General features: G+C 50.5%; 14 protein-coding genes. 3 read left to right on the top strand and 11 right to left on the bottom strand.

Annotated features, from left to right (window positions below; all coding sequences use genetic code 11):
* Positions 1-298: 298 nt before the first annotated feature.
* The 6 genes from HGH92_RS32110 to HGH92_RS32085 all read right to left on the bottom strand — a co-directional run bounded on the left by HGH92_RS32110 (position 299) and on the right by HGH92_RS32085 (position 8,008).
* The gene (locus HGH92_RS32110; RefSeq protein WP_168874937.1) at positions 299-3,487 is read right to left on the bottom strand and encodes a PVC-type heme-binding CxxCH protein; all 3,189 of its coding nucleotides are present in this window, start codon (positions 3,485-3,487) and stop codon (positions 299-301) included.
* Positions 3,488-3,527: 40 nt separating this feature from the next.
* A complete protein-coding gene (locus HGH92_RS32105; protein ID WP_168874936.1) occupies positions 3,528-4,388 on the bottom strand; it encodes a ThuA domain-containing protein in 861 nt (286 codons plus the stop codon).
* Between the two features lie 110 nt (positions 4,389-4,498).
* Entirely contained in the window at positions 4,499-5,449 is a 951-nt protein-coding gene (locus tag HGH92_RS32100; RefSeq protein ID WP_168874935.1) for a 2-hydroxyacid dehydrogenase, read from the bottom strand.
* The gene (locus tag HGH92_RS32095) at positions 5,446-5,934 is read right to left on the bottom strand and encodes a VOC family protein (RefSeq protein ID WP_168874934.1); all 489 of its coding nucleotides are present in this window, start codon (positions 5,932-5,934) and stop codon (positions 5,446-5,448) included. Before HGH92_RS32095 ends, HGH92_RS32100 begins: the two co-directional genes overlap by 4 nt.
* 15 nt (positions 5,935-5,949) lie before the next feature.
* Complete coding sequence (locus HGH92_RS32090; protein ID WP_168874933.1) at positions 5,950-7,116, bottom strand: mandelate racemase/muconate lactonizing enzyme family protein; 1,167 nt, start codon at positions 7,114-7,116, stop codon at positions 5,950-5,952.
* A 7-nt stretch (positions 7,117-7,123) separates the two neighbouring features.
* Positions 7,124-8,008 carry a sugar phosphate isomerase/epimerase family protein gene (locus tag HGH92_RS32085; RefSeq protein ID WP_168874932.1) on the bottom strand — a complete coding sequence of 295 codons (885 nt, stop codon included), beginning with the start codon at positions 8,006-8,008 and terminating at the stop codon, positions 7,124-7,126.
* A gap of 247 nt (positions 8,009-8,255) precedes the next feature.
* Between HGH92_RS32085 and HGH92_RS32080 the strand changes: the two genes are divergently transcribed.
* Positions 8,256-9,161 (top strand): AraC family transcriptional regulator, encoded by a 906-nt coding sequence (locus HGH92_RS32080; protein WP_168874931.1) that lies wholly within the window; start codon positions 8,256-8,258, stop codon positions 9,159-9,161.
* On the opposite strand, the gene HGH92_RS32075 is transcribed toward HGH92_RS32080, so the two are convergent.
* Positions 9,162-9,608 carry a DinB family protein gene (locus HGH92_RS32075; RefSeq protein WP_168874930.1) on the bottom strand — a complete coding sequence of 149 codons (447 nt, stop codon included), beginning with the start codon at positions 9,606-9,608 and terminating at the stop codon, positions 9,162-9,164.
* 6 nt (positions 9,609-9,614) lie between these two features.
* Complete coding sequence (locus HGH92_RS32070; protein ID WP_168874929.1) at positions 9,615-10,121, bottom strand: RidA family protein; 507 nt, start codon at positions 10,119-10,121, stop codon at positions 9,615-9,617.
* A gap of 66 nt (positions 10,122-10,187) precedes the next feature.
* Between HGH92_RS32070 and HGH92_RS32065 the strand changes: the two genes are divergently transcribed.
* Positions 10,188-10,586 carry a Fur family transcriptional regulator gene (locus HGH92_RS32065; RefSeq protein WP_168874928.1) on the top strand — a complete coding sequence of 133 codons (399 nt, stop codon included), beginning with the start codon at positions 10,188-10,190 and terminating at the stop codon, positions 10,584-10,586.
* A 38-nt stretch (positions 10,587-10,624) separates the two neighbouring features.
* Here HGH92_RS32065 and HGH92_RS32060 read toward each other — a convergent pair whose 3' ends face one another.
* Positions 10,625-11,335, bottom strand: a complete 711-nt coding sequence (locus tag HGH92_RS32060) for a hypothetical protein (RefSeq protein WP_168874927.1) — start codon at positions 11,333-11,335, stop codon at positions 10,625-10,627.
* 236 nt (positions 11,336-11,571) lie between these two features.
* On the opposite strand from HGH92_RS32060, the gene HGH92_RS32055 reads away from it, so the two are divergent.
* Positions 11,572-12,648, top strand: coding sequence for a heparin lyase I family protein (locus HGH92_RS32055; protein WP_168874926.1), 1,077 nt, complete (start codon positions 11,572-11,574; stop codon positions 12,646-12,648).
* A gap of 28 nt (positions 12,649-12,676) precedes the next feature.
* On the opposite strand, the gene HGH92_RS32050 is transcribed toward HGH92_RS32055, so the two are convergent.
* Together HGH92_RS32050 and HGH92_RS32045 are read right to left on the bottom strand one after the other, a co-directional pair.
* On the bottom strand, positions 12,677-14,722 hold the full coding sequence (locus tag HGH92_RS32050) for a GxGYxYP domain-containing protein (RefSeq protein WP_168874925.1): 2,046 nt from the start codon (positions 14,720-14,722) through the stop codon (positions 12,677-12,679).
* Between the two features lie 340 nt (positions 14,723-15,062).
* Positions 15,063-17,006: a hypothetical protein gene (locus tag HGH92_RS32045; RefSeq protein ID WP_168874924.1), complete on the bottom strand. Its 1,944-nt coding sequence runs from the start codon at positions 17,004-17,006 to the stop codon at positions 15,063-15,065.
* Positions 17,007-17,008: the final 2 nt, after the last annotated feature.

Below are 17,008 nucleotides of genomic sequence, written 5' to 3'. Positions count from 1 at the left end.
TTATCAGGTTAAATTTGATCGTTCCTGGTTTCCGGCACGTGGGCACAGACGGCCGGGCAATGGCAATAGCCGCCCACACCGGTGTATGACACCGGAACCAGCAATTAGAAAATAAAGGGAGATGATTGGCTTACAGTGGTTTTTTCTGGTTGATAAATATATACCCGACTATTATAATTAGATATCCTAACAATATTAAATATCCAGGCTGATACTTCCTTGTAATATTTTCGCTAAGTGAAATAGTAATTTAACAAGTTGACGGGCTCAATCAGGCGCCCGTCAACTTGTTCATGCATTATTTCCTTTCCATCGGATGCTCTGCCAGCAATTGTTCGGGGGAATAGAAGTCCTTTCTGCCTTCTATTTTCTTCCTGACCTGTTTTACCTTCTCCGGGGAAACGGCCGTTCCGCTGTTACCAAAACTGTTACGGACATACGTCAGTACTGCAGCAATTTCTTCGTCTTTCAGGAGGTTGCCGAATGGGGTCATCGGCACCTGGCCCGGGTACTTTTTATTGTTTACTTCTATCGGGCCCAGCATGCCTTTCATCACCAGCTTAATGAGGCGCTCCTCGCTGCCTGTCACCCACTGAGAATGAGCGAGCGGCGGGAAACCGGAGTCAGGAAGCCCTTTCCCGTCAGGCTGGTGGCATGTTCTGCAATACCCTTCTATCGAATAAATCTGTTTGCCCTGGTTAAACAGCGCCAGTTCAGCGCCTTTCAGTTTTACGCTGTTCCCCTCCTCGTTTTCATCCTTTACGTTCTCTCCTTTTAAGTGGGCCACTGCCGCGTCATAGGCATGTATCATCCATTCGTCGAGGGGCATTTTCTTTGCTTCTGCCAGAATAGGCAGGCCTTTTTCTTTTCCTATCCAGGAAGCGGCTACGATGGCCATCAGGCGTACACGGCTGTTTTCATCCCTGACGGCCTGCATCAGCAATTCCGCCTGGTCGGGCAACTGATGGCCGGTATAACGCACCACCTGTACCGCTGCCGCTCTTGCGTGATAATCTTTCGCTTTCAGCACCTGCTTTAACAGGTCCTGGTCTACTTTATTCATTCCCCAGCTCACCCACAGCCCTTCCAGCAGATGATGGTCATACCTGGGATCGTTTTTATCGAGATGGGACACCCATATCTTTAATTTGGCGAGTACTTCGGAGACATCGCGTCCTCTCAGTTCACGGCGTGTTCTGTAGCGGGTGCGGTACTCCGGCAATTTGAGATTATCGAGCAGCTCTTCAATGCCGGCCCCGGCTATATGGGCCGGTTTCACCAAGGGGCGTGACGGGTACGTAATGCGGTATATTCTTCCATGGGAGTGGTCGCGCAGCGGGTCGCGCGCATTGTGTTGCATATGCCCTATCAGGATATTGTGCCAATCGATGACATACAATGAACCATCGGGCGCAAATTCCAGGTCTACCGGCCGGAAATTGGGATCACCGCTTACGAGCAGGTCCATGCGGTGATGGCTTTTATAGCCTGTTCCATCGTCCTCTAAAGTGTGTTCTTTTGTACCGAGGAAGCCGATGGTATTGTTGATCAGGAAATCGCCCTGCACTTCATCCGGAAAATGGCGGCTGGACACGAACTCGAGGCCTGATGTGGGCCGCACCTTATGCTTCTCTTCCACCAGCTGTACCGACTTATGTGTATGCTGGCCGTATCTGGGCAATACCGTGCCGGGCAGCATCCAGCGTACGTCGGGGCTGGATGTTTCCGCAAAAAAAGGCTGGCCCCAGTCATCGAAGGCGATCCCCCACGGATTGGGTATTTCCAGTTGAGCCGTACGTTCCAGCTGACGGCGCCTGGGATCGTACCGGTAGAAACCGCCGTTGGTGGCGCGTACCGTGCCGTACGACGTTTCCACATGGGTATGCAGGAAAACACCTTCTCCGGAATAAATGGCCCCGGAAGGGTCTGCGGTAAAGGCGTGGCTGCTATGGTGCGTATCATGGTCATCGAAGCCGCTGAGCAGAATTTCCTCTTTATCAGCTTTATCATCGCCATTGGTATCGACATACAATTTAAGATTAGTGCCCTGCGCCACATACACGCCTTCCGGCGCTATCTCAAAGCCTATGGGCAGATGCAGGCTATCGGCGAACGTTATCTGTTTGTCTGCCTTACCGTCGTTATTGGTATCTTCCAGGATAATAATTTTATCATTCGGCTTGGCGTCCCCTGGTTTATAGTGGGGATAGCTGGGCATAACGGCCACCCATAAACGACCTTTATTGTCAAACGACATCTGCATGGGTTTGGCCAGATCGGGGAACTGCTCTTCGGAGGCAAACAGCTCCACTTTGTATCCAGGAGGCACTTTCAGCTGACGGACCGCTTCTTCTCCGCTGAGGTACCGGAGACTGCCATTCTTCGCCGGGTTGTAGTTGGTCTTAACAGGCGGCAGTACTTTGGTATATTTGTCTGCAAGCGCGATGTCTTTCTTCTGTCCTTTGGAAGCTGCCAGCCATACCGCGGAGTCCCTGACAGCCGTCATTTCACGGATTTTTTCAATTTCAGCGGGATAGTTGTCCGGCCCGTAAGGATCGTAGCGGCGGCCATATACATGCACCCCATTGGGGATTTTATAGTCGTTGAGCCACATCCAGTTTTTTTCCTTTACGGCGGCGTGTACCAGCTGCCTGTTGGCTTCAGCCTTAGGGGAAGCTTTCCCGAAAATCTGGTCTACCAGCAGGCTTCCCAGCTTTTTATACCCTTCTTCATTCAGTTGGGAACCGTCGATGGTCAATGGCTCCTTTGTCTCCCCGTACCATTTTTTAGAAGGCGTAAAGGCATCTACAAACAATACATGGTTCTCCTTTGCCACTTCCTCCATGGCCTGCGTGTATAAAGCCAGGTTTTCATTTTCCTTCTGCCCGTTGGGCAGATCATATTTATCAGAAAGGTCTTCGAAGGCGATCGGTGAAACGAGCGCCAGCTGCGGCGCTGAAGTGCCATTGTATTTCTGTTTCAGCGTCCATTTGATGAAAGCGTCCAGTTCTGCCTTGTAGGCGGCCAGGCCGGCTTTCCCTTCAAAGGATTCGTTGTAACCGAAAAAGGCGATGATCACATCTGTTTTGAGCCTCGTCAGCCATTGGTCCGGTGTTTCAAAGCGGCCCTGGCTGTGGTTGTCCATCTCCTCCACCTGTTTGGCCAGTTCCGGGCGGAACTTCTCCGCACCGGGAAAAGCCCAGGGAGAGTTACGGGCGGAATGAGGACGGAAGCCGGGCGTTTCGCCACCGTCGCACATATTGCGGATGAACAGGTTGTATTCCGGATAACGGACATAGAGTTCCGTTTCGAAATTATCGTAGTTGATCATTCTTGATCCCAGGTTATTACCAATCAGGGAGATGTGTGAGCCTTCGGAAACTGTGAGCGGGGCATGGCTGCCGGACTTACAGGCATCCAGTATCATGATCGCCAATACCAGGGACACAAGCGGTACATACGTACCGATTTTAGACAGTCTGGACATCGTACATAAATTTTAACGGGAATCAATAAACGTTGTGTGCTTATTTCGCCACACGGTAAGGCACGCGGATATCTATTTTGCCTTTCCATTTGCGGGGCACTTTCAGTCCCAGTTCATCATGGACAGCATTGATCACGAGACGCTGGAAAGGTTCCTGCCGGAAGTCTTCCGGGTGGCCCATCGTCGTCATAAAAATTTTACCGCCGAAGGAGTTGGTGCCGGTCCATGCCACGGGATTTTCGATAGCTTCCTTGTCGGGGTTGACCGCCTTGCCCATCAGCAGCCAGGTAGATCCTTTCACCGGATAGTCCGGTAATACGCGGTACAGCCAGGAGCGGACGTGGAAGTTCTTTGCCACACCTGTCAGTATCGGGTTGTTGGCCTGCGCAGGGATGATGCTGACATCCGTACTGCTTTCATGTCCGTAGTGTGTATGTTTGGCAACGCCCCCCCAGCCCGGAGGCGCGTTTAATGCAAATTCGCCGAAGGCGTTCCATTTTTCGCTGGCATGACCTTCCGGGAAATGGAAGGCATGGGTGGTGGTACGGAAGCCCATTACCGGTTTCCCGCTTTTCAGGTAGGCTTCGATATGCGCCAGCTGATCGGCCGGCAGCCTGCGCCAGCGCAGGTAAAAAACAGCCAGGTCCGCCTGCTGAAGGACTTCCAGGCCCGGAATATTTTCTTCGCTGTTATAATCAGGCGATGCTTTGAGCACAATTGTCTTCATGCCGTAATCCTTCTCCAGCGCGGCAGCGATAAGCGGCATCGTTTCTTCGCTGCTATACTCATGGTCTCCGGTCACAAACACTACCAGTGGCTTTTTCACCTTTCCGGAGGATTGGGCAAAGAGTACACCGGCAGTACCGGCGATAAACAATAAACAAAGGAGAATTTTTTTCATTGTGCGGCGGATTTTTACGCGCGAAGTGCGCAAAGATTTTTGTTTTAATTAAGTACGCAAAGGAGCGCAGATCATCTTTTGCTATAGTGCCTTTTGATCTTTTATTGTTTTTATTGAATCGCGTGCCGGTTGTAAATGCTTTTTGGATCAGGGCCTTTGCCCGTGAGTGCGGCCACTACGTTGTTGATGGTGACCATACATATATGCTTGTACGTGGTAGCGGTAAGACTGCCGGAATGTGGCGTGACAATTACCTTCGGATGATGCACCAGTTCCAGCGATTGTACCGGCGGCTCGTCCGGTAGTACGTCTGCTGCATAACCTGCAATGCGCTTTTCTTTTAAGGCCGTTAGCAGTGCAGCGTGATCTACCAGCGCGCCCCTGGCGGTATTGACCAGCAGTGCGCCGGCTTTCATTTGTCCGAGCTGTGCAGCGCCGATAATGCCGTTTGTTTCGTTATTGAAAGGAAGATGAAGACTTACCACATCGGAAGTTTGCAGCACCGCTTCCATAGACAGGAACTGATAGGGCAGATCGCTGGCCGACTTGCTCCAGTAGCAGACTTCCATGCCGAATGCTTCGCCCAGGCGGGCTACCCGTTTTCCGATATTCCCCATGCCTAGTATGCCGAGGGTTTTGCCGTTCAGTTCATCGCCGGCATATTGATTGCGCCAGCCCCAGTTGTCCTGTTTTACCTGCGCCACCGATCCGTACATATTACGTATCAGCATCAACATCAGCGCCAGCGTATGTTCCGCAATGGTGGCAGCGTTGCTGCCCGGTGCATTGATGACCATTATTTTTCTGGCGGAGGCTTCAGCAACGTCCACATTGTCCAGTCCTACGCCGCACCGGGCGGCTACCTCCAAATGCGGGCAGGCGTCCATCAGCGGTTTATTGATCTGCCCCTTCCCTCTTGTGATGATGGCATGGATATCCTCCTTATCGAGTGTTTCTTTTAAATCAGTGTCATTGTATCCCGTGAATACGTTCACGTGTTCCCGGAGGACAGCCAATGCCTCATCTGTAATAGTTTCCAGCAGTAGTACGTTTTTTCTCATCTGTCGTGATATAAAGTAGCATCATCTGACCGGTATCCCCTGAAATCGTTTCTGTTGGACACGTACAGCCCTTCTTCATAAAGTTCGTCCGTAAAAATACGCGGATCAATGTCAGCATCCGGTGAGGAAGATATTTCCACCAGGTTGCCTGCAGGATCACGGACAAACATCTGCATGGCGCCGTCCGGCAGTTTCCGCACCTTTCCCCATGGATTGATGTCAATTACGTTCAGTTCCTTCATGCGGAAAAAGAGGCTGTTAAAATCATCCACCTGCACACAGATATGCCCGCGGAACGATGTTTTGTCTTCCCATTCAGAAATATGCAATTGTTGTTCATCATTAAATTTGAAGAACATCACCGGGTAATCAAACCTGAAGGCCGCAAGTGGCGTTAAGCCCAATTCATGCTGATAGAAGGCACCGGCTTTCTCCAGATTGTCAACGATCAGCGTAACGTGGTTAATTTTAAGTGCTTTAGCCATATCTCTTTATTTACACTATACTTTTTGTTTAAAATCCCGTACAAAATCCCAGTCGGGGCTTACTCCCAGCCCTGGTGCAGTTGGCGCCGGCAGATGGCCGTCCGTCACTGTGATTTGTTCCTTTACCAACTCATACATCATAGGGTTTCCGCCGAGGGAGAACTCGATAATGGTGGCCGAAGGTGATGCGAAGGCCACATTCAGTCCGGCCATAAAGGAGAAAGCAGATCCCCAGCAGTGCGGCGCCAGCTCCAGCTGGTGTACCGTCGCCAGGTGCGCTACCCGCACGGCCTCGGAAATACCGCCAATGATGGCCGCATCCGGTTGTATCACATCAATGGCGCGTATGTCCAACAGTTCATTGATATCGAAACTGGTGTATTCACTTTCGCCGGCCGCGATGGGAATATGAGTGGACGCCCTTACTTCCGCGGTCCCTTTTCTGTTATCGGGGCTGATCGGTTCCTCAAACCAGTACAGGTTGCAGTCCCGCACGCCGCGGCAGAATTGTTTTGCTTCCGGCACGCTGAAAGTGCCGTGGGCATCGGTCATTAGTTTGATGTCCGGCCCTAGGGCGGCCCTGGCGGCTTTCACTCTTTCAATGCTGGTCTGCACGGTCCTATCCATAACGCCTACACGCATTTTAACGCCCCCGAAGCCTTTATCCACGTAGCCTTTCAGTTGCGTGCCGATATTGTCTGCGTCTGCCCAGCCACCGCTGGCATAAGCCGGCATCTTATCCCTGCAGGCGCCGCCGAGCAGGTCCATCACCGGTACGTTCAGCATTTTTCCTTTCAGGTCCCACAAGGCCGTGTCAATGCCGCTCATAGCAGATACCGTAAGCCCCCTCCTGCCAAGCACCGGGAACTTCCGGCCTCTTGACAACGCGTAATGGTCACGGGTGCCGTTATACATTTCCTCCCAGAGACGGGTGATATCTTTCACCTGTTTTCCAATTAAAGCAGGTTTCAGTTCATTTTCGATACAGTTTACAATCGAGGCGCATACTCCTGAAGATCCTACAGCAGCTTTGGCTTCGCCAAATCCCTGAAGGCCGTCTTCTGTTGTGATCACCACCAGCGTCATGTCGAAATTGGCCAATAATCCATAATCTGAAGTATGTTGTTTTTCTTTTGGAACGGGACAGCGCAACCAAAATGCCTCTACATTAGCTATTTTCATCAGTTCTCTAAATAAGTTTTGATAAAGTATTAAATGACCGGCTGGTCAGCATGGTGTAAAATGCTTCAGTAACGGACGAACTGCCGTGGTCTGCGAGGAACTTCGCCTGCTCAGGCGAGAGGTTTTCCGGGTGCTCGTCGATGGAATCCGGATACGGATTGGCCGGTGTTCGGTCCAGCGGTGAACAGAATTCCACGGACAGCACGCCATCATAGCCGGTCTCTTTTAAAGTGGCCACGATCTTCTCCCAGTTGAGATGGCCCATGCCTGGCGCCATGCGGTTGTTGTCCGCCACGTGGAAACCGGCCAGTTTTCCTTTCGCTTTTCTGATGGACGCATACATGTCATCTTCTTCGATATTCATGTGGAAAGTGTCCAGGCAAACACCGCAATTGGGCCCAACGGCCGCCGCCAGTGCTAGCGCCTGTTCAGCTCTGTTGATGAAGTACGTTTCAAACCGGTTGATGGGCTCTATGCCCAGCAATACGCCGGCCGCCTCGCTGTAATCGTAGATCTCCTTCAATGCGTCCACGGCCCATTTCCACTCTTCTTCCGGCCTGCCGTCGGGGACGATTTTACCAACGGTGCCTGGCACTACCGACACCATATGGCCATTCAGTTCCTTCACCATTTTCACCACATCTTTCACGTATTGTACCGAGCGTGCCCGTTGTGCTTCATCTCTGGCCAGCAGGTTGCGTTCTCCCAGCATCAGCGTTACGGAGCCCCAGCAGGACAGGCCATGGTCCTTCATGAGCTGATTGATGTGTTTTGTATCATATTGTTCAGGATTGCCGGCAATTTCCAGCCGGGTATATCCGAGCGCGGCTACTCTTCTGATGGTAGTCTCTATCGTTTCGGAGCGCATCCAGTTGTGTATTCCAAGTTCCATAACGCGTGTGGTATATAAGTGATAAAAAAATGCTGGTCACTGCTTATCCTCTAAGAACAGCCAATAGCAAGGCATTGGTCGTGCATCAATTGGTTGGGTCCATAACGGGAAAAGAATCATTGTCTCACAAACATATTCAGACTACCGTTGAAATAAAAGTACTGCATTTGCAAAATATTGATACTATATTTACCTTAATTCCGATTTCGTCCGTTAGAAAATAAATAGTGTACTAAAAACACCAATTATGAAAGTAGCCTACCGACACATCTCTAGCCCGGAAGATGCCAGCTTTGTGATCAAGGAATTTTGTCAGCCGCGCTTTACGAACACCTTTCATTTTCATCACGGGCATGAGTTGATCCTGATGGTAAAAAGTTCCGGTAAAGTATATGCGGGCAACAAGGTGATCAACTTCAGCGCGGGAGAGATCTACATGTTCGGTCCTGGCCTGGTCCACTGTTTTTGTAACGACAATATGCCTGCCGGCGCCGACGAAGAAGTGGCCCACGCCATCATCGTACAGTTTACCGAAGACTTCCTGGGCAAGGATTTTTTTGACAAACTGGAATTAAGGAAGATAAAAGAGCTGATGCAATTGTCTGAGCGCGGCATTCAATTCAGAAAAATACCGCCCGTGCTCAGTACGATGTTTTTTCAGTTCCAGGCCAACCAGCAAATGAAAAACCTGATCATATTGCTACAGCTGCTGGACGGGCTGTCTCAACAAAACAGTGAACATGTAATGTTATTGACAGACGACCCCAGAAAGATACATTATAAGGATGTGGATTCAAAGAAGCTGGAATCTATATTTAAGTATGTCCTGGAGAATTATCATACACATGTGGACAGTAAATCGGCCGCCTCACTGGCATGCATGAACGAAGCCGCGTTTTGCCGCTACTTCAAAAGAAGGACCAGCAAAACATTCTCGCAGTTCGTTAACGAAACACGGATCAGCCATGCCACCAAATTATTGATCGGCACAGACCATGGCATCGCTGAAATATGCTATGCCTGCGGGTTTGATAACATATCCTATTTTAACAGGCAGTTTAAAATCTACCAGGGCAAATCTCCCCGGGAATACCGGAAGGCGTTGGTGGAAAGTAATGCGGGGGCGCCCAGTTACCGGCCTACGGTAGACTAATCAGTCTTTCTCATAAAAAATAAAATCCGTCATGACCGGCTCCAGCGCCCCCTGCCGGAATTCCGTTGCTATCTGCGCCCGGTGATAGGTAGAATGGTTGATGATATGGAACAATATCTCAGAAACCTTTTTGCCGAAAGGTTTTCCTTTAATCTTAGGGTGTCGGATGATGTCATTCATTTCATACTGATCGATAATAGATAAAGAATGTTCATAGTTTATTTTATCGATATCCAGGCACTGTTGCAAAGTATGTACGTCCCAGATGCCGGGAACCACATCTCGCGCCGCTATCCGGTTATTCCAGGCCTGATGGCCATTGAGAATATGGCAATATAATTTCAACGCTTTCTCAGATGCCTTGTCAGCATTGGCGTGCAGCACATTCCAAATTTGTTGATTGACACCATGATTGTATTCAAATAATTCTTTGAAGAAAGTTTTCATAGCCTGTTATTGTTCTTTTGAAATCAGCGCTTCTATTTCTATTTCGATCATGGCATCGGGCAATCCCAGTTCTTTCACGCCGATCCAGCTGCCCGTCGGGAAACGATGCGTATATATTTTTTGCCGGTAGGCCGCGTTCTTTTGAAGTTCAGCCATGCTGGTAGTGTAGATGTTTTCCAGGATGACGTTATCGAAAGTACAACCGTAGTGCTTCAGCACTTTTTCCAGGCTGGCATAAACGTTCGTCATTTGTTGCCCGTAATCGCCCTTCCCTGTCAGGTTTCCTTTATCGTCTATGCTGATAACGCCGCCCACTTTCACAATGTTTCCCACTTTTACAGCCTGCGTATAGCCGTACATTTTTTCCAGTTCCGGGCGGAGCAGGAAATATTCCGGCCTGGCCTCCGTTTTTGGGGCTTCTTTCTTCGGTATTTCCTGGTTACAGCTGTACAGGGCAGCCGCTATAACAACCGCTGACAACGCTTTTCCGTATGCATGAATCTTTCTGGCCATGGTGGTAATTTTTTTGCAATAATAGCCAAAAATCTTATTATTGCAACTAAGTCGCAATAATAAAAAATGAAAAGAAGGAACACACAGGCCCAGACGGAGATCTTACAAGTGCTTAAAAGCACGGACAGAGCGTTAAGCCATGAACAGTTACAGGCAGCGCTGGAAGCTAAAGTTGACCGTGCCACGATCTACCGGGTGTTAAACCGCTTCTGTGAGGATGGGCTGGTACATAAAGTTATGGACGATGACGGCAAACAGCACTTTGCCTATTGTGCCGGTTGTGACAAACCGAACAATAAACACAACCACAATCATTTTCATTTTAAGTGCCGGAAATGCGGAACAGTGGAGTGCCTGCAAAACAAGGTACATATCCCTTTGCCGGAAGGGTATGTGATCACGGATTTTAACGGGATGATATTGGGGTATTGCAAGGAGTGCGCTGTCAATGAAGAAGGCTTGTAAGCTTCGCCTACAAGCCTTCTTCAGATCAGGAAAAAATATTACTTAGGTAAAGTGATGCTGATTAATTTCGTTGTGTCAATCCCGGTAGCAAGCTGTATCAGTCCAATGCCCGGAGCATAATAAGCCGCGTATTTACTGATGCCCTCAGACCTGGGGCCAACAAAGTGTCTTACGGTTTCCACCCGTGTTACATTCTGATATACTTTCTTTCCGACTGTGACCGTTTCTTTTCTGCCGGTAATTTTGTTGGTGCAGGTGGTCACACCGTCAAGTTCCGGCTTTTCCTCCACCCAGTTGTCTGCTTTACCATCTACCAGCTTCCATATCAGGGCTGCCGCTTTCGGTTGACTGGTGGCGTTTTCGAACTGGTAAAAGCCGTCCGGTTTAACCTGGTAATACAGCAACGAATCTTTGCCGGTGGAATTCTCCTGGAAGATAACATACCTGGCAGTGTCTGTAACGATGTTGGCTACACGCTGCACTGTAAATCCAACAACTTTACTTGACCAGATTTCTTTTGTCTCATAATTTAATTTCATACCGATGACATAAGGGAAATAGGCGCTGTCACCTTTGATATTGAGCGCAATTGTGTCTCCGGTAATGCTGCCAATAGGGTTTCCCGGACCAGTGCCCGTACTGGTGGAATCCTTCGGATCAACAGGTATAGGATCGGACTTATCAGATTTGGAGCAGGCTAGAATACCAACGGCAACAAGGCCAACAACAGGGATAAATTTTCTTAACATGAGCATTTCAGTTATACATATAATATAATTTACAAATATAACATCAACAAAAGAAAGTACATAAAATTTCGTTGTCAAGGAAACTATGCAGCCACTGTCGTTTGTCTCAGAAAGCAATTTAGCCGGCCCCTATTTTTCCAGTAATCCAATACCTGTTTTTGCGAAGATGCTATCTGTTTTATCATCGCCGGCGTATTATATTGGTTATCTCTCAATAACCCTTATAAACTACTGTTATGAAAACACCCCCGGCAATTGCCACCCTCCTGTTAGCCAGCAGCGCCTTGCTTACCCTGACGCATTGTACCAAAAACATGAACGGCCCTGACGGCCCCACTACCGTTACCGCCAACAACAGCACTGTTGCCACCATAGGCATACAGTCCCTCCTGTTTGACGGCGACGCTGCATTAGGCGCGTCCAACGTATGGAAAGTGCTCAACGTTGAAGGTGATGGCGCCATCACGGTAGACACCGACCCCGTTTACGGACAGGTATGGAAATTCTACAAACCGGCCGGCAGCCACCGTACGGAAGGACATGGCGCTAAAAACTATCAGGCCGCGGAAGGTGATGACATCTATATCGGATGGCGGTCGAAGCTGGACATACCGGCCAACCAGAATACCAACGCGGTATTCCAGTGGAAGGCCTACGGCTCCACCCTTCCTATGACGCAAAATTTCCCTATCGTTGTCAGCACCAACAGCTCCGGCAATCTTCACCTGATGCATTACGCACCCGGTAAGATAGGCACCGAAGTATGGGTTACGCCCCTCTCCCGCAACACCTGGAACTCCATGGTGCTGCGCATCAAAGTGTCCAGGGACGCCAATATCGGGTTCATAGAATTCTGGTATAACGGTGTCAAACAAACGCTGGTCAACGGTACGCAACGTTACCCTGCCCGTACCCTCGACGCAGATTTCTGCGATCCGAAATTCGGCGTGTACGGCGGCGATCCGGCCAACATCACCAACTATGTGCATGCTATCAAAATAGCGTCGTCCTATGCGGAGGCTGCTCCTGACGGCAACGGCAGTACGTTGTCTGCAACGCTGTACCAGAATTGCAGTTATGCCGGATGGTCTGCCGCCTTCGGCATCGGCGCTTATACGACAGCAGACATCACGGCCAAAGGCGGTGTCAATAATGACGCATCCTCGCTCAAAGTGCCGGCTGGACTGAAAGCCACCTTGTTTGACGGCGACAATTTCACCGGCGACTCACTGGTATTGACCGCCGACGGCAGCTGCCTGAAGAACAACAACTTTAATGATAAAGTGTCTTCATTAAAGGTGACGCCCAACTGATTCATTATACGTGTAGCCGTTGGGGTGACTAATGCCTGAAATGCTGGACCGGCGTCGTTGGGGTAGTATTGCCCGACGCTCCGACAGGCAGGCTGTTCGCCTCCCTGATCAGCTGGAAGATATGGTCTGGCCGCACCAGCACATAGTCCGCATTCAACGAGTTGGCAACGTTCTTAAAACTGGTAGGTGTTACGTTCTGCCAGGGTTGCGCCTGTATAATGATAAAGCGGGGACTGTTCCCGTTCCAACCGGCGGCGGCCGCAGCGATATGATCTTTCATCGCCTGTTCATTGGTACAATAATTACAGGAAAGTGCCATCCCGGGCAGACTGTTGTTATAAATCGTTAGTCCGCCGCCGGTATTCTGTCCTGTCATGCCCAACAGCGACGGAGCTTTCTGGGCGAAGGTCTGCCCTGTATTCTGACTGATACCGCCGGTGATGGTGTTCCATATGGTCACCACGCGGAAGCCTGCACGCTGGTTATACGATTCTGTTTTTGTCACAAACTGGTTTAACAGCTGCTGGTCAGTCCAGCTGTTGGGATACGTATAGCCGTAACCGGAAGGCCCCGAAATCAGGTTGTCATTATTGGTGGAAGTTTGCCACAGGTAGTTGAGCGCACCGGGCATAGCATCTACCATGGCTGGCGACAACGTCCACCCGATAGGCACTGACCCGCGGTCCGGATTGTTCCAGAGTTTACGCATCAGGTGTTCTATATACTGCAGGTTATCACCATCACTCAATATAAAGGCGACGTAGAGTTTATTTTGCAGCGGCGGTTTTGGCGGCATCGGTTTGATGTTGATCGTTCTCGGGGTGCCGCTGTGTAAGGTGAGATTAGTGCTCCAGTCGCTCGCAATAGTAGGGATGCCGTAGGTGGAAGACCGTTCCACGCCAGGGCCCTCTTCCGGCCACCATCCCATAAAATTGGCGCCTGCCGGCATCGTGCTGAGGAAACTGTTCAGCAGCGTGCTTTCCGCAGGCACGGCAGGGTCCAGCCATATCACTGCGGCACCCAGCGCGGCGGCATATTCCCGTAGCGCGGCTTTATGCACGTCGGGGTTCAGGCCTATCAGCACACGATGATCAAGGTTAGGCCAATAGGTACTATACAGCGTTTGGTACACTTGCAGCTTGCTGGTGAACTGTCCGCGTAAATCCATGACGATGGGAATATTATAAGGCGCGGCCGTCAACCGGGGCAGCAACAACGGTGATACCACCAATGCCCGCTTGTCTCTGGCCAGCATCGTGGCCAGGTTGACGGTATGTATCTGCGCCGGGTCATACACGATCAGGCCGGATATCTCGCTGCGGTATTTGGTGATCAGGCTCCATTTGTCGGCAACCTCCGACCAGTTCAAACCCAGGGACTGTAACCAGGTGTAGGGCCCTTCTGCAAAAGCATCGCCTTCGTAAGAGAAGATACGGGGCTGCGTTCTGTTGACCACACCTTTCAGGGATGCAAACAAATACATTTCCGCAGCAGTGCTGTTCTGCTGAACACCCACCCAGTCCACCTTTATGTAGGCCGCTCCCCGCCAGTAGATGCGCAACTCTATCGATTGATTATTGGCAGGAATTGTGAAGGGCAGCGTAAAATTCGTATAGTTCGACGCGATGGGAAACTGCTGCCGGGTGATGGTCTGCGAAGCAAGTACCTGCCCCGTGGTAGCGTTTCTTACATCGATATCTACCACCGGGTCATTGTTGGCGGTATTGTTATCGATCTTCATCCGGAACTCTGCAACGTTAGGCCCTGCCGGCAAACTGTTGTCATACGGGCCATAGACCATATGCTCATTGGGCGCGTCAATGCCTGTCTGGCATAACCATCCGTCAGTTTCCAGCCGGCCCGTTTTGTGGCTGAGCGCCGGGCCTTCTGCCTCCCAGCGGGAGGTGGACTCCCGCAACATAATTAAATCCTGCGTTTGTGCAGGCGCCGGAAAAGAAGGTAAAATCTGACTGGCCGGCCATGAGATCTGGGCGGTCAGGGAAGTGTTCCATAACAGCTGTATGGACAAAAACATAACTATGGCCCTGAAATACAAGTGTGTTGGGTTGTACATAGGTTAAAAATTAAAACGATAGTTAACAATGAGGGAATTACTGCGATAACGTGGAGAACAGAAAAATCGGGTTTTAGGTCAACCTATTTCAGTTTGATCTGTTCTATTATAAAAATAACCATTTAAACTTAAAAAGTATCATATGCAAGTCCAAACAATTCTGGAATCCGTAGTGCTGTTTATATTAATTATTCTGGTGGTCATTTCGGCTTTTATTACTTTACCCAACAGTCATCTGTAGCGGCTACATCTCCGCTGAAACACTGCCATAGAAAAAGGCTTGTAAGCTAATGCCCGCAAGCCTTTTCATGTAAAATCCCCGACGGGTACCGGCTTATTCTTAATACACCAGCTCCATTCTCCTCTCCAGGAACCCGTCTCCATATGCCACAGCGATACGGTCTCCTTTTTTGACCGCCACCTTTTCCCGCTCCAGCAGCAGGGATGATTTATCCGTTTTCAGTATTCCTTTAAATTCATTGCCGCTTTCTGACAGTAAGATCGTTCCCTTTTTCTCTCCGTTGACCAGCACGGTAAGCGGCAAAGACCGGCTTACCGGCGCCTGCCATAAAATATACAGGCCGTCTTTTTTACGGGTCAATGATACGGGATGGTTATCGTACCAGTTGAGCACCGCCAGGCTCATATTCCAGGCGGTGTTATGGTTGATCCATCCTTCGAGGTGCCGGTCTTTCCCCAGCGGGTTAAAAGGATACATCTCCGTTCCGGGCAAACAGCTCAATGAGCCGCGGCATAGTTCCAGCCGGGCGGTCACATCAACAAGAAATCCTCTGGGATACCCTTTGGAAATGCCTTTGAAGCCTTTTTCCGGATGATGGGCGGCATGTGCATTCAGCGGATTACGGCCATACAGATTATCGAAATGCGCATAGGCGATTTGTTCCAGGCGTTGTTTTTTCGCAGGGTCTTTCACGATGGCTGCGGCCAGCAGCGTGGAGGCAGGGAAACCGGCCACGTTGCCCACTTCATTGTATACCGGTACGGCCCAGGCGGTGTCATTGTCATATTTCCGGAAGTCCCACGCATTGTCGGACCGGCGCACCATGATATCTGCCCACTGCTCTATCTTGCCCTGGAGGCCCGCAGGCGCCTGGTCTTTGTAACGCAACAGGTAAACAGCGAGGCCGGACATCAGCATGTGTTCACTCATGCGCTGCCCTTTCGTTACCAGCGGATCTTCGAAATTCAAAGAGTCAATGATCCAGGCGACCTGTTTGTTGGCTGCCTGCAGATACGCCGCCGCGCCGGGAAGCTTCTCCCGTTTGGCCACTTCATACATCAGCAGATTGGGCAGTACGGAAAATCCCGGCGCATGGCGTCCTTTGGAGGTGCCTACTTCGCGTTGTACGTCCAGTAAACCGGCTTTCTCCCAATTGCTGCGGGCGAAATTCAAGGCCTGCTGGTAAAACTTCCGGGAGAACCACCTATCAACATACGGGTACGCATATAGGAAAAAAGCAAATTGCGCGAGTGTTTGCGGATGCAGCTGCCGGGGCAGTGAATCGCCGCTGGGGTCTTTGGTTTCGGGGTTCACCAGGTAATACCCAATACCCCAGTGCACATTCATCAGCACGTCGGGTACCTGGTTGCCCAACGGTTTATCCAACGTGGTAAAATATTTCCGGGCAGCTGCCAGCGCCGTTTCATCTCCGGGGCTTTGCACCAGTTTGAAGTCCGGTTTCATCACCATCGCCTTCAGGCTATCGTAGGAAATGGTAGCCGGCATGGCGTTATACGCTGCGGGGTTAGAAAGATACATCCAGACCAGTGAAGGCACCTCATAGGAGTAATAGGTACCATCCCGCCAGGGGCAGCCGCCGTAGGCAGAATGGTGCGTGCCCGTTATACTGCGGCTATCATTCATAAACCACACGGAAGGCTCCAGCGCTGCTTTTTCAATGAGGAAGGGCGCGATGTGGAATGGATACGACACCCCTTCCGGCAAATGGCCGCCTTTGACATGGACCACATAGGACTGCTGCGGGTCTGCCGGACTGAAGCTGGTAAAGTCGCCCACTCCCTGATGGGTCTTCCCCTTGTATAACGGCGTAGAGGCGTTACCGGTAGTAATGTAAAAATCGACGCTGCCCTCCGGCGCGGTGGGCACGGTAAAACGTTTGGGAGCCTGGGTGTTGTAACCGGTCTGGTTAACACACACCCAGTGCGCAGCAGGATGAAAAGTGGAATCCTGGGCAACAGCCATTGATACGGCGAACAATAAAGTGGAAACGGCCAGCCATGCCGACCTGATTTTTTGCATCATAC

This window comes from Chitinophaga varians (genome assembly GCF_012641275.1).
GTDB lineage: Bacteria > Bacteroidota > Bacteroidia > Chitinophagales > Chitinophagaceae > Chitinophaga > Chitinophaga varians_A.
Note: the sequence above shows the minus strand (reverse complement) of the source record. Positions and strands in the feature narration are given on the sequence as shown.

What these genes read in the sequence shown, in the direction of transcription:
- HGH92_RS32110 (WP_168874937.1), bottom strand. Translation starts at nt 3,487, where the DNA reads ATGTCCAGACTGTCTAAAATCGGTACGTATGTACCGCTTGTGTCCCTG.
- HGH92_RS32105 (WP_168874936.1), bottom strand. Translation starts at nt 4,388, where the DNA reads ATGAAAAAAATTCTCCTTTGTTTATTGTTTATCGCCGGTACTGCCGGT.
- HGH92_RS32100 (WP_168874935.1), bottom strand. Translation starts at nt 5,449, where the DNA reads ATGAGAAAAAACGTACTACTGCTGGAAACTATTACAGATGAGGCATTG.
- HGH92_RS32095 (WP_168874934.1), bottom strand. Translation starts at nt 5,934, where the DNA reads ATGGCTAAAGCACTTAAAATTAACCACGTTACGCTGATCGTTGACAAT.
- HGH92_RS32090 (WP_168874933.1), bottom strand. Translation starts at nt 7,116, where the DNA reads ATGAAAATAGCTAATGTAGAGGCATTTTGGTTGCGCTGTCCCGTTCCA.
- HGH92_RS32085 (WP_168874932.1), bottom strand. Translation starts at nt 8,008, where the DNA reads ATGGAACTTGGAATACACAACTGGATGCGCTCCGAAACGATAGAGACT.
- HGH92_RS32080 (WP_168874931.1), top strand. Translation starts at nt 8,256, where the DNA reads ATGAAAGTAGCCTACCGACACATCTCTAGCCCGGAAGATGCCAGCTTT.
- HGH92_RS32075 (WP_168874930.1), bottom strand. Translation starts at nt 9,608, where the DNA reads ATGAAAACTTTCTTCAAAGAATTATTTGAATACAATCATGGTGTCAAT.
- HGH92_RS32070 (WP_168874929.1), bottom strand. Translation starts at nt 10,121, where the DNA reads ATGGCCAGAAAGATTCATGCATACGGAAAAGCGTTGTCAGCGGTTGTT.
- HGH92_RS32065 (WP_168874928.1), top strand. Translation starts at nt 10,188, where the DNA reads ATGAAAAGAAGGAACACACAGGCCCAGACGGAGATCTTACAAGTGCTT.
- HGH92_RS32060 (WP_168874927.1), bottom strand. Translation starts at nt 11,335, where the DNA reads ATGTTAAGAAAATTTATCCCTGTTGTTGGCCTTGTTGCCGTTGGTATT.
- HGH92_RS32055 (WP_168874926.1), top strand. Translation starts at nt 11,572, where the DNA reads ATGAAAACACCCCCGGCAATTGCCACCCTCCTGTTAGCCAGCAGCGCC.
- HGH92_RS32050 (WP_168874925.1), bottom strand. Translation starts at nt 14,722, where the DNA reads ATGTACAACCCAACACACTTGTATTTCAGGGCCATAGTTATGTTTTTG.
- HGH92_RS32045 (WP_168874924.1), bottom strand. Translation starts at nt 17,006, where the DNA reads ATGATGCAAAAAATCAGGTCGGCATGGCTGGCCGTTTCCACTTTATTG.